Raw genomic sequence first — 14,244 nt, 5'->3', positions numbered from 1 at the left:
CTATCCTATGGAATATCAGGTGGTTTAATCTTGATTTCTTCACCCGATAAAGCCTCTATGAGAAAAGTTTTTAATGCTTTCTTTTCATAATCAGTTAAATTTAAAGGCTTCAACGCTTTGTTGCCCTCTCCTCCTCCTTTATTAAAGAAATCAATTACTTCATCGAGGCTCTTAAATATACCGTTATGCATGTATGGAGCAGTTTTTGCAACTTCTCTTAAAGTTGGTGTTTTGAATGCTTTATAGTCTCTCTTTTCCCTTGTTTTAAAATATCTACCTAAGTCCTCTCTAACATTTACATAGTCTGGATACTTATTTATCTTAGCTACATATCTACGAGTTACAATAAATTTGGTCTCATTTGCATACTTTGGATTTTCTGGAACATGTAATGCATGAAACTTGTTATCACTGAGATAAGCTCCATAGTGGCACTCAATGCATTTGCCCTTTCCTGTAAATACCTCAAGTCCCTTCTTAGCCTCATCACTTAATGCGTTTTTGTCACCTCTTAGATATCTATCAATGGGAGCATTCTTAGATATAAGTGTTCTCTCAAAGGCTGCTATAGCCTGTGCTATTAGTTTTATATTTACGTCTTTACCGAAAATTTTCTTAAAAGACTCTCTGTATTCAGGGACAACTCTTATCTCTTCCTCAACAAAATCAAGATTTTGATTCATTTCAAAGGGAGACATAATTGGAAACTCTGCCTGTTCTTCCAGTGATTTTGCTCTTCCATCCCAGAAAAGATATTTTGCATAGGCTACATTTATTAATGTTGGTGCATTTCTGAAATTTCGTGTTGTTGGATAACTGAGTGAAATTTCTGATGCATCTGTAAATGCCTTTTCAGGATCATGACAGCTTGCACAGCTTGTTGTTCCATCTCCTGAGAGTCTGCGGTCAAAGAAAAGTTTTTTTCCAAGTTCGATTTTCTCAGGTGTCATCGGATTGTTTTTAGGAATAGGAGGAAGAGGTAGAGGCTCAAGCTTTTTTTTAGTTTTATCGGCTGCAATGCTTTCAATAGTTATCAGTAAATTTATAAAGAATAAAAGAGATAAAAAAACTATGGTACTACTTTTTCTCAACATTTTTGAGCTCCTTTAAAATTATTTCTTTGAAGTATTCAGCATCTCTGACTCCAAGAACTTTAATTCCATTGATATAAAAGGCGGGTGTACCATAAAGATCCAATTCTTTTGTAAGTTTAAGATCTCTCTCAATAATTGATGAGCCTTCCTGATTGTCTATAGCTCTTTTGAATTTTTCAATATCAAGATTTAACTCTTTTGCATATTCAATTAAAGAGTCTCTGTCAAGTTTTGGCGATCTCTTTAGTAATAATTCGTGCATCTCGGCAAACTTACCCTGCTTCCACGCCTCAACTGCCGCCTCTGCAGCAATCCTTGCATAATCCCTATATTGATAAGGGAAAAACTTAATTACAAGTTTTATTTTTCCTTCAAATTCTTTTACCAAACTTTCAATGGTCGGACCGACCTCTACGCAGTGTGGTCATTGATAATCAATAAACTCAACAACTGTAACAGGGGCATTCTTATCTCCAATAACAGGAGAATTTTCAGTAGGTATGTCATATCTCTTTTCAGTTGCATTAGCACTTAAAACGTAGAATAAGATGAAAATTATAAAAATTAAGGTTTTGAAAGTTTTCATATTTGTCTCCTTTTGTTTGTTACATTAATTATAACAAATTATTGCAAATTGACAATAAAAAAAGGGGAATATTATAGCACCTCAATTTAAATTTAATAAAACGTTTCTTATTCCTTTACTTTTTCAGTAAATTTCTGACTTTAAGACCATTCAGGGATTAAAACTACAACTCCTGGTAAAGGAAACCCGTGCTCTATTATTATTATTGACCGTGTTGTAAAAAGCGATTGTAAATCTCAGATTTCAAATGAAAAGAACTTGAAAAATTGATTATATTTAAGGTATAAAAAATAGTTATGAAAAACTTACTCAGCCTAATCGCTCTTCTTATTTTTATTCTTTCAATTCCATGTTACGCTGAAGATAATCAGGATATTACACCTTCTCTCAAACAGGACGATAAAAAAGAAGTAATATTCTCAGGAGATGAAAATTTTAAGCTTTTGCCTGATACTAAAGAGAGTTTTATTGAAAAGATTGAGAAACACATTAATCTATTTTCAGAAAGATTGAAAGAGAAATTTTCCCTCTGGTTAAACCGTTCAACAAAGTATATTGAAAAAATGAAGGAAATACTTATAGAAAAGGGTTTACCAGAGGATCTTGTTTATTTACCATTAATAGAAAGCGGATTCAATGTGAATGCTCGATCAAGAGCAAATGCAGTAGGACCATGGCAGTTTATTGAAAGCACCGCTAAAAGATACGGTTTGGTAATTGACTGGTGGAGAGACGAAAGAAAAGATCCTATTAAATCAACAGTGGCTGCTGCAAAATATCTTAAAGATCTCTACAAAATGTTTGGAGATTGGTCACTTGCTCTGGCAGCTTACAATGCCGGTGAAGGAAGAATATATAAAGCAATGAATAGGATTGGTGAAAATGATTACTGGATGCTGCTTAACACCAAGTATTTACCAAATGAAACAAAAAACTATGTACCCAAGTACATTGCTGCTTTAACAATTGCAAAACAACCTGAAAATTTTGGATTTGAAAATATAGAGGAGCAAGATTCCATCGAATATAGTGAAGTTGTAATTCCTTCTCCAACTGATATTGATGTAATTGCCAAGTGTGCAGAGGTTGATGTACGAACCATCAAAGAACTCAATCCTGAACTTAAAAGGTGGTCTACTCCAATGAATGTCAAAGAGTATATTATCAGAATTCCCGAAGATAAAAAAGATACTTTCCTTTCCAACTTTGAAAAAATATCGCCTGAAAAACGCTTTAGCTATGATACATATCTAACAAAAAAAGGTGACACAGTTTACAAAATTGCCAAAAAAACAGGATATTCAACCACTGTTCTATACGAGATGAATGGAACTGAAATATTTAAAAATTTAAAACCGGGCACTAAAATAATGATTCCTCCCCGTGATAAATTTACACCTTCACCGGAGGACAAATTTTATGAAAAGAAAAAATCAAATAAGAAAAAAGCCTCAAAATCTAAGAAAAATTCACAAAACAGTAAAAAAACTATAAAATCAAAAGCCCACAAAAAAGTTTGATTATTTTCGTATAAAGTCTTATCTTTAAATCTATATTAGAAAAACTGGTAGAATTCCAAATATTACAACACCGGTTGCACAGACAACTATGGCTATCTCAAGTTCTTTTGAACGAATTGGTTTAAGCACTGTTACAGGATCTTTCATGTACATATACATTATCACTCTAAGATAGTAGTAGGCTGATACTACTGTAAACAGGACCGCAACTATCACAAGCCAGGTAAATCCTGATTTTACAGCCTGAAGAAATATGCTGAATTTAACTATGAATCCAGCTGTAGGAGGCACACCTGTAAGAGAAAACATAAATATTAACATGGCAAGAGAAAGTGCAGGATGAAACTTGTGAAGTCCTTTATAGTTTTCAATATCTTCTTCATTGAAAGCTATAACCATTGCAAATGCTCCGATGTTCATTAAAGTATAGATAAGCATATAAACAATCACTGCATTTAATCCTGTCTGAGTTCCAACAATCAATCCAATTGTAATGTATCCAGCATGTGCTATACTTGAGTAGGCAAGCATTCTTTTTATGTTTCTTTGAGCAAGGGCAAAAAGATTTCCCACTGCCATTGTAGCAATAGAAAGCACTATCAGAAAACTACTCCAGTCAATGTAGTAGTCTCTAAATATCTCAATCAAAATTCTACCAAAAGCACCCAGAATAGCTACTTTTGGCAAAGTTGATATAAATGCTGTAACTGGTGTTGGTGCACCTTCATATACATCAGGCGCCCACATGTGAAATGGAACAAGTGCTATTTTAAAACAAAGTCCAATCAAAAAAAGACCAATACCTATATAAACCAGTGCAAAATTATTTGAGAGAGATTTAATCAAAACTGAAAAATCAGTAGTATTTGTAGCTCCATATAGAAAGGCTATTCCAAAAAGCATAATCGCTGAAGATAATCCACCAAGCATAAAGTATTTTACTGCTGCCTCATTTGACTTCATATCATATCTTCTTATTCCAACTAAAACATATATGCTTAGTGACATAAGCTCAAAAGAAACAAAAAAACTTATTAGTTCCTTTGCAGATACAAGAAGCATCATACCAACTGCTGAAAAAAGAATAAGAGCTATACTTTCCTTAAGCAAAATCAACTTTTCTTTTAAATACGAATTGAGAACAAGCAGGGACAGAGCGGCTCCAATAAGTATTATTAACTTTAAGTATATTGCCAGGAAGTCATTTAAAAACATTCCTCCAAAAGCTTCACCTTCCTTAAATGGAACTATTAAAACAAGGATGAGTAAGAATAAAACAGAAATCCATACTAAGATTTCATTTTTGATTTTTAACAATCCAGTAAGCAAAATCAATGAAGCAAAACCTGTAAGAAGCATCTCAGGAATCAAAGCTTCGAAATTTAAAGGAATCTGAGGTATATTCATTTCACCGCCCCCGCTGATATAACATGACTAATTAGTTCTCTTACTGATTGATCCATAAAACTTAATAGGGCATTTGGATAAAATCCTATCCAGAGCACTGCTACAAGAAGTGGCATTAATGTAGCTATCTCTCTTGCATTCAAATCTCCATAACCATGTATGTGATGTAAGAAAGCTGGATTTGTTTTTTCAAAGAAAACTCTTTGATAAAGCCAGAGCATATAACCTGCACCTATAATCAATGCAGTTGCAGCAAGTACACACATTAATTTCCATGATTTGAATGCTCCAAGAAGTATCAAAAACTCTCCAATAAATCCATTGGTTCCTGGTAGCCCAATTGAAGCAAGAGTAAAAGCCATAAAGAATGCCGAATAGGCAGGCATTACAGAAGCAACTCCTCCATATTGAGCTATCTCACGGGTGTGGGTTCTCTGATAAATAATTCCAACACATAAAAATAGAGCTCCTGTAATAATTCCGTGATTGAGCATCTGAAGGATTCCACCCTGTATTCCCTGCTGATTGAGTGCAAAAATACCAAGTGTTACAAATCCCATATGACTTACGGAACTGTAGGCGATAAGACGCTTTAGATCTTTCTGTACCAGACATATTAAAGCACCATAAATAATTGCAATCACAGAAAGAATCATCATAAAGGGCTTCATGGCAACTGTTGCCTCTGGAAACATTGGAAGATTGAACCTTAAAAATCCATATGCTCCCATCTTAATGAGAATTCCGGCAAGAATAACGCTTCCTGCAGTTGGTGCCTCTGTATGGGCATCTGGAAGCCATGTATGGACAGGCCACATGGGAACTTTCACTGCAAAGGCAGCAAAAAATGCCCAAAAAAGCCAGAGCTGCATTTTATATGGATATGAAGTTTTCATTAGCGTAAGAATGTCTGAAGTGCCTGTATGGAAATACAAAACTAAAATTCCCACAAGCATGAGAACGCTTCCAACAAAAGTATACAAAAAGAACTTTATAGCTGAGTAAATTCTTCTCGGCCCACCCCACACTCCTATAATCAGATACATGGGAATGAGCATAGCTTCCCAGAATATGTAAAAGAGGAAAATATCAAGACTCATAAAGACACCAATCATTGCAGAATGGGTAATAAGTAAAGCTGCATAGAACTCTTTTATCTTTTTGTTAATCTCCTTCCATGAAACTGTTACGCAAAGAATTGTAAGAAGACTGCTAAGTAAGATAAAAAGCACGCTTATTCCGTCAACTCCTAAAGAATACTTAATTCCCCACTGAGGAATCCACAGATACTCTTCCCTGAATTGCATATGATGTGTTGCTTTATTAAAGGAAACATACAGAGGAATACTTAAAATAAACTCAACAATTGAGATTAAAAGGGCTGAAAACTTTATTAATTCCTCTTTATCTCTTGGAAGGACTGCTATTAAGGCAGCACCTGCAACTGGGAAGAAAATAAGAACTGAGAGAAGTGGAAAATGTAGATTATTTATCCCTAATCCAAACATCAAAATAGTTCCACCAATAAGGAAAAGAATCAAAAGTGAAACTAAAAGATGTTTTCCAAGTTCTTTGTTATTACTATTTTGAACTACCACTTCCTCATGCATATATCAACCTCTGCTTTCAAAATTTTCCAATTGAGAGAACTATTAAAACAAAAATAATGACTCCTGCAATCATTAACATAGCATACTGCTGAAGTTGTCCTGTTTGAACAGGTCTTATCAATAAGCCTGCTTTGTAAATAAGCTTAGGAATACCATTTACAATTCCTTCTATTATCTTTATATCTGTTATTCTTTCAATTAATTTGTCGGCAATCCATAAAGTGGGTTTTACAAAAAGTGAACTATAGAGCTCATCAACATAGTATTTATTCCATAAGATTTTGTATAAGCCTTTGAAAGAGGTTGTCAATTTCTCTGGAACCCATGGCTTTAAAATATACATGTACCACGCAGTAATTATTCCAAGCAGTCCAGCAATAATTGAAATTGTCATTACAACTTTTTCCTTCTCATGAGAAACTGCAACTGCCGGTTTACCAACTAATGGTTCAAGAAAGTGAGGAACTGAAAAATATCCAACCAAAACTGAACCGATGGCAAGAATCACTAATGGAACAGTCATTACTGAAGGTGATTCATGGACATGTTTAAACTCATCTACAGTTCCTCTGAATTTGCCATGAAATGCAACAAAAACGACTCTAAACGTGTAGAAAGCTGTAAGTGCTGCAGTAATTGTTAAAAGAAACCACACAAATTTTCCATAAGGCTTTGCAGAGGCAAAGGCATACCAGAGAATCTCATCTTTACTGAAAAATCCAGAAAGTCCTGGAATTCCTGAAATCGCTAAAGCAGCTATTAAAAATGTTATATATGTGATTGGCATCTTCTTTCTTAATCCACCCATTTTGTATATATCAAGCTCTCCAGCCATTGCATGCATTACACTTCCTGCACCGAGGAACAATAAAGCTTTAAAGAAAGCATGAGTATAAAGATGAAATACACCTGCACCATAGGCAGCAACTCCACAGGCAGCAAACATGTATCCAATCTGGCTTATGGTTGAATAGGCTATTATGCGTTTCATATCTCTCTGGACAACTCCTATCGTAGCTGAATAAAAGGCTGTTACAGCACCGATGATTGCTACTACTGCCAGAGCTGTCTCTGAAAGACTATAGAGAGGACTTAATCTTGTTACCATAAATACTCCAGCAGTAACCATTGTGGCAGCATGAATGAGTGCGCTTACAGGCGTAGGACCTTCCATTGCATCAGGAAGCCATACATAAAGTGGAATCTGAGCTGACTTTCCAACAGCACCGCAGAAAAGTAAAAGTGCAATAAGAGTAATTAACTCAACATTACAGCCCAATAGATTTATTGTCTGCCCCTGAAGTCCAGAAATTTTTGGGAAAACATCAGTATAATTAAGTGCATAAACGTTTATAAACAAAAGAAATATACCGAGGGCAAAACCAAAATCCCCTATCCTGTTAACTATAAATGCTTTCTTACCAGCATCAGCAGCTGATTTCTTTTTATACCAGAAGGCAATTAAAAAGTACGAGCAAAGTCCAACTGCTTCCCAACCAAAATAGAGCATGACAAGATTATTTCCCATTACGAGCATGAGCATTGAAAACACAAAAAGATTTAGATAGGCAAAGTATCTTGAATAACCGGGGTCTCCGTGCATGTATCCAACAGAGTAAATGTGAATGAGCCAGCCAACAAAGCATACAACAAAAAGCATTACTGCAGTGAGCTGATCTATAAGATATCCAAAGCTTACTTTTAAGTCATCTGAGAGTATCCATGTATAGAGATTGTATTCAATTGTTTTTCCTGAAAAAACTTCCTTAATGGCAAATAGGGAAACAACTAACGAGCCAAGAATTGACAACACCCCAATCCAGCTAACCCACCTTGTGTTCACAAATCTGCCAATAACAATGTTAAATAGAAATCCTGCCAACGGAAATAAAAGTATTAAAAAATAAAGTCTCTCATCCATATTAATTCCTCAACTGAGTAATTTCATCGGAGTGATTAATCCCAGTGTTTCTTACCAGAGCCAGAACAATAGCAAGTCCAATGGCAGCTTCAGAGGCAGCTACAGCAATTGTAAAGAGAACAAAAACCTGTCCTGTTAAACTGGCATTATAGTAACTGAAAGAAGCAAAAGCGATATTGACTGCATTGAACATAATCTCAAGACACATGAGCATCACAATAAGGTCTTTTCGTATGATAAATCCAACTAATCCAATGGTAAAGAGAGTTGCACTTAAAGTTAAATACCAGCCAAGAGGTATCATCTATCCTCCCTGGGTAACTTTTTTGCAAGAATTATTCCTCCAATCAGCGCTACCAGCAAAACTATAGAGAGTATTTCAAAGGGTAAGAGATAATAGGAATATAAAAGCTTTCCAACTAAACTTACATCTACCTCTGGCAGATTTTTTTCCGTAATTTTTGCGTCTTTAACAAAAAGATAAACTCCAGAGAAGAACACAGCCCCAATTAAAACTCCTGCCAATGCGAACCTTACAAATCTTTTATGTTTTAATTCTTCCTTTATATTCATCACCATTATTGCAAAAATAAACAGAGCAAGAACACCACCAACATAAACGATAATCTGAATAACCATTAAAAACTCTGCATTTAAGAATAAAAAGACTGCTGCCACATGAAGAAGAAAAATCAATAAATAAAAGGCACTGTGAATAATATTTCTGGAGGCAATTACTCCAATACTTAAAATACAGAGACTTATAAAAAAATACGTAAAAAAAGCCTGTTCAACAACTGGATTCATTCATCTTTCTCCTTCTCTATCTCAATAACTCTTTTAATTGGAATAGGCTTTTGCTCTCTCTTTGTTTTAGGCCATCTTGATGGATCAATTCCAGGAGGTTGCCAGAATTTGTTGAAGTAAAAATCGTGAGGCCATTTACTTACAAATTCATCCCAGTTTTTAAGTAGCTGTTCTTTGTCGAAGATAAGGCTTTTTCTTGTATAAGATGAGTATTCAAAATCTTCTGTCAAAACTAAAGCACATACAGGACAGGCTTCAACACAGTATGCACAGAATATGCATCTTGAAGCATCAATAACATAATCTGTTACAACCATCCTGTTTTCTGTTTTTTCTCTTTTAATGTAAATGCATCTTGAGGGACAAACTGTTGTACATCTCATACATCCAATGCATTTTCCGTCTCCTGTAAATGGATCTCTTACAAGAGCATGCTTGCCTCTGAAACCGTCATGAATTTTTCTTCTTTCAAAGGGATACTGGATTGTCACAGATTTGCTAAAAAGCATTTTCAGTGTCAGTAAAAGCCCTTTAAATATCTCAATCAGGAAGATTTTGTCTATTATATCTCTAACTCTCATAGCCTCTTACGAATAATATTTAAAGATTGAAGTAATCATAATATTTACAAGTGCTAATGGAATCAAAATCTTCCATCCAATTGCCATAAGCTGATCATATCTGTATCTTGGAAGCGTGCCTCTAAGCCAGAAAAATAAAAATATGTGAAAGTAAACTTTTAAAAGAAACCATACTACTCCAGGAACAAATTCAAGAAATGGTAAATTCTTTATTAAAATTGGTGGAATTGTCCATCCTCCCCAAAAACATATAGTGGCTAGTGCGCTCATACAAAACATTGCAAGATATTCAGCAAGATAAAAGAGTGAAAATCTTATTCCAGAATACTCAACAAAGTAACCTGCCACAAGTTCTGTCTCAGCCTCTGGAAGATCAAAGGGAAGTCTGTTGGTTTCTGCAAGCATTGCAACCACAAAAACAAAGTACCCTATAATCTGCGGGAATAAAAACATTCCGTACCAGTATTCACTTTGTTTGTTAACTATCTCGGTTAAGTTAAATGACTCTGCCATTAGAATAACACCAACAAGACTTAATCCAAGAGCAACTTCATAGCTTATCATCTGTGCTGCTGAACGAAGACCGCCCAGAAAAGCATACTTTGAGTTTGATGACCAGCCTGCAAAAATAATTCCATATGTCCCTATTCCTGCGATACCAATAACATAAAGTAAACCAACATTTATATCTGCAATAACCCAGTTTTTATTTACAGGAATCACAGCAAAGGTGCTGAGAGCTGCAGTAAGACTTATAAGAGGTGCAACTTTGAAAATTGTTCTATCTACTTTTATTGGTATAACATCTTCCTTAAAAATGAGTTTTACAACATCTGCAATTGGCTGTAACAAACCGTGGGGACCAACAACCATTGGTCCAAGCCTCAGCTGAATATGTCCTATCACTTTTCTTTCAGCATATGTTGCGTAGGCAACATGAAGCATAAGAATTCCAAAATATATAGCAGTCTTAAGAATCGTTATAACTATAATATGAAGAGTATCCATTTATCTATCGCACTCTCCTAAAACAATGTCTATTGAACCAATATTTGCAATAACATCAGCAACTAATGAACCTTCACAGAGTTTAGGTAGCACACCAGCATGAACAAAAGAAGGTGCACGAACTCTCATTCTGTAAGGCTTTGAAGAGCTATCGCATACAATATAATACCCAAGCTCTCCACGGGGAGCCTCCACTGAGGCATAAACTTCTGTAAATTTCTGGATAAACTCCTGAATTTGTTTATCTTCAGTATATATCTCAAAAACAATATCTCTTTTATCAATCTTCAAAGGAGACTCGGGCATCCTTATTCTTAAAGCATTCTCTGCAAGGATAGGTCCTTCTGGAAGTTTTTCAATACACTGCCTGATTATTCTATTAGACTGTCTGAACTCAAGCATTCTACATTTATACCTATCGTATATATCTCCATTTTTACCAAGTGGAACCTCAAAATCAACTTTATCATAGGCATCATAGGGGAAAAATTTCCGGACATCATAGTAAACACCAGAGCCTCTCAGTGTGGGACCTGTGAGCCCCCAATTTATTGCATCTTTGGCAGTAATTACTCCAACTCCTTTTGTTCTTTTTAACCATACTCTGTTGCGATCAATTAAAGTTTCATATTCTTCAACTTTTTTGGGAAACTCATCTGTAAATTTATATAGTTTATCAAGAAATTCATTATTAACATCACATCTCACACCACCAACTCTTGGATAACTTACAGTTAGTCTTGCACCTGTCACCATCTCAAATAACTCAAGAAGATACTCTCTGTCTCTCATAGCATAGAGAAATACTGTCATCGCACCAATATCAAGAGCGTGTGTTGCAATCCATACGAGGTGACTGCATATTCTTGCCATCTCAGCCATCATTGTTCTTATAAACTTCGCTCTTTCTGGCACCTGAATTCCAATAAGTTTTTCAACTGCAATGCAGAAACCTACATTGTTTACCATACTTGAGAGATAATCCATCCTGTCAGTAAGTGGAAGGCTCTGCACATAAGTTAGATCTTCAGAAAGTTTTTCCACTCCTCTATGCAAGTAACCTATGTAGGGAATGCATTTTTTAATTACCTCTCCTTCAAGCTCAAGAACAAGGCGCAGAACTCCATGGGTCGCAGGATGTTGTGGACCCATGTTTACTGTGAGTTCTTTAATCTTTTTAACTAGCTTCTGCATTTTCTTTCCAGGCTTTTGCAGATTCTTTTAATTCCTTATATGTTTCCCATTCTTTATCACCCAAGTTACTTCTTACAGGATAGTCCTTTCTTAAAGGAAATCCATTCCAGTCTTCAGGCATAAGAATTCTTCTAAGGTCTGGATGTCCCTTAAATTCTATACCAAACATGTCAAAACATTCTCTTTCAAACCAGTTTGCAGTTGCCCAAAGATCAGTGACAGAATCAATAAAACACTGCTGTTCCGGTACTAATGCTTTAACTCTTATTCTATGTCTGTATTTAATTGACATAAGATGATAAACTACATCAAACCGACATTCTCTAAAACCAAGATAATCAACTGCTGAAAGGTCTACAAGATAGTCGAACTCCAATCCAGGTGCATTTTTAAGATAGCTCAAAATTTCTTTTATTTTTTCTTTTTTTACAACAATTGAACACTCATCTCTAAAACATACAAACCATAAAACCTCTTCTGGAAATTGCTCTTTAATCTTTTTCACTACTTCTGCAGGATTCATAACTACACCTTCTCTGAGATTGATCAATTAAACAGACACCAGAGATGCATCCTCTTTTTTTATGAGGTTCATTTTTTATTTTTTCCTGCAACTTTAACAATCCTTCAATCAAAGCCTCCGGTCTTGGTGGACAGCCTGGAATATAGATATCAACTGGTAAAATTTCATCAACTCCCTGAACAGTGCTATAAGTGTTAAAAACTCCACCGCTACAGGCACAGCTTCCCATGGCAATAACATATCTCGGTTCAGGCATCTGGTGATATAAATTAACTATTACAGGAGCCATTTTTTTTGTTACTGTTCCAGCAACTATCATGACATCTGCCTGTCGTGGTGTAGCCCTCATGATAATACCAAATCTGTCAAGATCATAGTGTGATGCTGCAGTAGCCATCATCTCTATGGCACAGCAAGCAAGTCCAAAAGTAAGAGGCCAGAGAGATGAACGCCTACCCCAGCTTGCTATTTTATCAAGTGTCATAATAATCGTATTAGCTGCTGGAATAATTTTTATGCCTTTTTCTACTTCTACAGGCTCTGTAGTTGTATCAACAACGTGAATCATTCTTTACTCCAGTTAAAAACTCCTTTGCCAATTGCATAAAAATATCCAATTAACAGAATGAAAATAAAAAGATACATCTCTACCAAAGCATAAAAACCAATTTTTTTATAAACTACTGCCCAGGGATAGAGAAAAATTGTCTCCACATCAAATACAACAAACACGAGTGCAACAATATAAAATTTCACATTAAATCTTTCCCAGGTATCTTCTATGGAGGGAATTCCACATTCATAGGGAGTGAGTTTTAAAAAATAAGCTCTTTTAGGGCGTAGAAGTTTGCTCAGAAAAAGCATGGAAAAACCAATAATTATTGAAACAACGATAACTATTAAAACAGCTAAATATCGCTGAGTTAAAACATGCCCTTCCATTCTATCTCCCAAAAAATGGTAGCAAATAGTATAACAAAAATTGATGAAAAAAGGAATGGCTCTCTGTGTTTTTGCACAGAGAGCCAGCAAAATTTATTGTGTTTCCTGTTTAGGAGCAAACATCTCTTCTTCTTTTAAGAGTCTTTCCCAGTTTTTATCAACCATTTCCTGAATCTGTTCAATGAGTTTTTCTTTTCCTGGTTCAAAGAGATGTTTAAATCTACCCTGTGCTTTAAGAAATTCTGTAATTGGCTTTTTTTCCTTTGGTTTTACAGTAATTCTTGTAACACCATTCTCAACTTCATAGAGAGGCCAGAAACAGGTTTCAACTGCAAGCCTGCTTAGTAGTATAGCATCGTCTGTTCTTGTTCTCCAGCCACGATTACAGGGAGTAAAAACATTGATAAATTTTGGACCTTCAATCTCAAGAGCTTTTCTCACCTTTTTCATCAAATCTGGCCAGTGACTTGGACTTGCTTGAGCAACATAGGGAATTCCATGGGCTGCCATTATTCTCGTTAGGTCCTTTCTATGTTGTGGTTTCCCGGGAATAACAGAACCAGCGGGACATGTAGTAGTATCAGCAAAAGTTGGTGTTGCTCCAGAACGCTGAATTCCTGTATTCATGTAGGCTCCATTGTCATAGCATACATAAAGCATGTTGTGCCATCGCTCCATTGCACCGGAAAGACTTTGAAAACCTATATCATAAGTTCCACCATCACCAGAGATGGCAATAAATTTAATATCCTTATCAATTTTGCCCTGCTTTTTTAAAGCTCTATACATTGTCTCAACGCCAGAAAGAGTGGCTGCTGCGTTTTCAAAAGCATTATGAATCCATGGCACTTTCCATGCCGTGTATGTTGATATGCATGATGAAACTTCAAGACATCCTGTAGCAGATGCTACAACAACAGGATAGTCACAGGCTGCAAGAAGAATCATTTTAACAACTGTTGGTGCTGCACATCCTGCACAAAGACGATGTCCTGCAGTAAATCTTAGTTCTTTTTTTGATAATTCCTTTAAATTAAGCGGTGTTGTCATA

At 35.6% G+C, this 14,244-nt stretch carries 15 protein-coding genes and 1 pseudogene; 1 reads left to right on the top strand and 15 read right to left on the bottom strand.

Annotated features, from left to right (window positions below; translation table 11 throughout):
- Positions 1-5: 5 nt before the first annotated feature.
- The 3 genes and pseudogenes from TAGGR_RS06030 to TAGGR_RS10645 all read right to left on the bottom strand — a co-directional run bounded on the left by TAGGR_RS06030 (position 6) and on the right by TAGGR_RS10645 (position 1,680).
- Positions 6-1,094 (bottom strand): cytochrome-c peroxidase, encoded by a 1,089-nt coding sequence (locus tag TAGGR_RS06030; protein ID WP_059176419.1) that lies wholly within the window; start codon positions 1,092-1,094, stop codon positions 6-8.
- Positions 1,078-1,506 (bottom strand): annotated as a pseudogene (locus TAGGR_RS06025) (DsbA family protein); the annotation flags it as partial. The gene TAGGR_RS06030 and the pseudogene TAGGR_RS06025, both read right to left, overlap by 17 nt.
- Before the next feature lie 12 nt (positions 1,507-1,518).
- A complete protein-coding gene (locus TAGGR_RS10645) occupies positions 1,519-1,680 on the bottom strand; it encodes a hypothetical protein (RefSeq protein WP_161936181.1) in 162 nt (53 codons plus the stop codon).
- 296 nt (positions 1,681-1,976) lie between these two features.
- Here TAGGR_RS10645 and TAGGR_RS06020 point away from each other — a divergent pair, with 296 nt between their 5' ends.
- Positions 1,977-3,200 carry a lytic transglycosylase domain-containing protein gene (locus TAGGR_RS06020; protein ID WP_059176417.1) on the top strand — a complete coding sequence of 408 codons (1,224 nt, stop codon included), beginning with the start codon at positions 1,977-1,979 and terminating at the stop codon, positions 3,198-3,200.
- 30 nt (positions 3,201-3,230) lie between these two features.
- On the opposite strand, the gene TAGGR_RS06015 is transcribed toward TAGGR_RS06020, so the two are convergent.
- The 12 genes from TAGGR_RS06015 to TAGGR_RS05960 form a co-directional block, all read right to left on the bottom strand.
- Positions 3,231-4,607 (bottom strand): NADH-quinone oxidoreductase subunit N, encoded by a 1,377-nt coding sequence (locus TAGGR_RS06015; RefSeq protein WP_059176416.1) that lies wholly within the window; start codon positions 4,605-4,607, stop codon positions 3,231-3,233.
- Positions 4,604-6,217, bottom strand: coding sequence for an NADH-quinone oxidoreductase subunit M (locus TAGGR_RS06010; protein WP_082673573.1), 1,614 nt, complete (start codon positions 6,215-6,217; stop codon positions 4,604-4,606). The genes TAGGR_RS06015 and TAGGR_RS06010 overlap by 4 nt, the downstream gene beginning before the upstream one ends.
- Positions 6,218-6,233: 16 nt before the next feature.
- The gene (gene nuoL, locus TAGGR_RS06005) at positions 6,234-8,138 is read right to left on the bottom strand and encodes an NADH-quinone oxidoreductase subunit L (RefSeq protein WP_059176415.1); all 1,905 of its coding nucleotides are present in this window, start codon (positions 8,136-8,138) and stop codon (positions 6,234-6,236) included.
- 1 nt (position 8,139) lies between these two features.
- Positions 8,140-8,442 carry an NADH-quinone oxidoreductase subunit NuoK gene (nuoK, locus tag TAGGR_RS06000; protein ID WP_059176414.1) on the bottom strand — a complete coding sequence of 101 codons (303 nt, stop codon included), beginning with the start codon at positions 8,440-8,442 and terminating at the stop codon, positions 8,140-8,142.
- Positions 8,439-8,945: an NADH-quinone oxidoreductase subunit J family protein gene (locus TAGGR_RS05995; protein WP_059176413.1), complete on the bottom strand. Its 507-nt coding sequence runs from the start codon at positions 8,943-8,945 to the stop codon at positions 8,439-8,441. The genes nuoK and TAGGR_RS05995 overlap by 4 nt, the downstream gene beginning before the upstream one ends.
- A complete protein-coding gene (locus tag TAGGR_RS05990) occupies positions 8,942-9,526 on the bottom strand; it encodes a NuoI/complex I 23 kDa subunit family protein (protein ID WP_059176412.1) in 585 nt (194 codons plus the stop codon). Before TAGGR_RS05990 ends, TAGGR_RS05995 begins: the two co-directional genes overlap by 4 nt.
- A 6-nt stretch (positions 9,527-9,532) precedes the next feature.
- Positions 9,533-10,534, bottom strand: a complete 1,002-nt coding sequence (gene nuoH, locus TAGGR_RS05985; RefSeq protein ID WP_059176411.1) for an NADH-quinone oxidoreductase subunit NuoH — start codon at positions 10,532-10,534, stop codon at positions 9,533-9,535.
- On the bottom strand, positions 10,535-11,728 hold the full coding sequence (gene nuoD / locus TAGGR_RS05980) for an NADH dehydrogenase (quinone) subunit D (protein ID WP_059176410.1): 1,194 nt from the start codon (positions 11,726-11,728) through the stop codon (positions 10,535-10,537). It lies immediately after the preceding gene.
- Entirely contained in the window at positions 11,712-12,251 is a 540-nt protein-coding gene (locus TAGGR_RS05975) for an NADH-quinone oxidoreductase subunit C (RefSeq protein WP_059176409.1), read from the bottom strand. The genes nuoD and TAGGR_RS05975 overlap by 17 nt, the downstream gene beginning before the upstream one ends.
- On the bottom strand, positions 12,220-12,819 hold the full coding sequence (locus TAGGR_RS05970) for an NADH-quinone oxidoreductase subunit B (protein WP_059176408.1): 600 nt from the start codon (positions 12,817-12,819) through the stop codon (positions 12,220-12,222). Before TAGGR_RS05970 ends, TAGGR_RS05975 begins: the two co-directional genes overlap by 32 nt.
- Positions 12,816-13,193, bottom strand: coding sequence for an NADH-quinone oxidoreductase subunit A (locus tag TAGGR_RS05965; protein ID WP_059176407.1), 378 nt, complete (start codon positions 13,191-13,193; stop codon positions 12,816-12,818). Before TAGGR_RS05965 ends, TAGGR_RS05970 begins: the two co-directional genes overlap by 4 nt.
- A 93-nt stretch (positions 13,194-13,286) precedes the next feature.
- Positions 13,287-14,243 (bottom strand): thiamine pyrophosphate-dependent enzyme, encoded by a 957-nt coding sequence (locus TAGGR_RS05960; RefSeq protein ID WP_059176406.1) that lies wholly within the window; start codon positions 14,241-14,243, stop codon positions 13,287-13,289.
- Position 14,244: the final 1 nt, after the last annotated feature.

Source organism: Thermodesulfovibrio aggregans (assembly GCF_001514535.1).
Taxonomy (GTDB): Bacteria; Nitrospirota; Thermodesulfovibrionia; order Thermodesulfovibrionales; family Thermodesulfovibrionaceae; genus Thermodesulfovibrio; species Thermodesulfovibrio aggregans.
The sequence above is the reverse complement of the archived record's forward strand: the minus strand, read 5'-3'. Positions and strand labels throughout refer to the sequence as shown.

Excerpts from the sequence above, each read along its gene's own strand:
- nuoH (WP_059176411.1), bottom strand. The coding sequence starts at position 10,534 with ATGGATACTCTTCATATTATAGTTATAACGATTCTTAAGACTGCTATA.
- TAGGR_RS05970 (WP_059176408.1), bottom strand. The coding sequence starts at position 12,819 with ATGATTCACGTTGTTGATACAACTACAGAGCCTGTAGAAGTAGAAAAA.
- TAGGR_RS05990 (WP_059176412.1), bottom strand. The coding sequence starts at position 9,526 with ATGAGAGTTAGAGATATAATAGACAAAATCTTCCTGATTGAGATATTT.
- TAGGR_RS05995 (WP_059176413.1), bottom strand. The coding sequence starts at position 8,945 with ATGAATCCAGTTGTTGAACAGGCTTTTTTTACGTATTTTTTTATAAGT.
- TAGGR_RS05975 (WP_059176409.1), bottom strand. The coding sequence starts at position 12,251 with ATGAATCCTGCAGAAGTAGTGAAAAAGATTAAAGAGCAATTTCCAGAA.
- nuoL (WP_059176415.1), bottom strand. The coding sequence starts at position 8,138 with ATGGATGAGAGACTTTATTTTTTAATACTTTTATTTCCGTTGGCAGGA.
- nuoK (WP_059176414.1), bottom strand. The coding sequence starts at position 8,442 with ATGATACCTCTTGGCTGGTATTTAACTTTAAGTGCAACTCTCTTTACC.
- TAGGR_RS06030 (WP_059176419.1), bottom strand. The coding sequence starts at position 1,094 with ATGTTGAGAAAAAGTAGTACCATAGTTTTTTTATCTCTTTTATTCTTT.
- nuoD (WP_059176410.1), bottom strand. The coding sequence starts at position 11,728 with ATGCAGAAGCTAGTTAAAAAGATTAAAGAACTCACAGTAAACATGGGT.
- TAGGR_RS05960 (WP_059176406.1), bottom strand. The coding sequence starts at position 14,243 with ATGACAACACCGCTTAATTTAAAGGAATTATCAAAAAAAGAACTAAGA.
- TAGGR_RS06010 (WP_082673573.1), bottom strand. The coding sequence starts at position 6,217 with ATGCATGAGGAAGTGGTAGTTCAAAATAGTAATAACAAAGAACTTGGA.
- TAGGR_RS06020 (WP_059176417.1), top strand. The coding sequence starts at position 1,977 with ATGAAAAACTTACTCAGCCTAATCGCTCTTCTTATTTTTATTCTTTCA.
- TAGGR_RS05965 (WP_059176407.1), bottom strand. The coding sequence starts at position 13,193 with ATGGAAGGGCATGTTTTAACTCAGCGATATTTAGCTGTTTTAATAGTT.
- TAGGR_RS10645 (WP_161936181.1), bottom strand. The coding sequence starts at position 1,680 with ATGAAAACTTTCAAAACCTTAATTTTTATAATTTTCATCTTATTCTAC.
- TAGGR_RS06015 (WP_059176416.1), bottom strand. The coding sequence starts at position 4,607 with ATGAATATACCTCAGATTCCTTTAAATTTCGAAGCTTTGATTCCTGAG.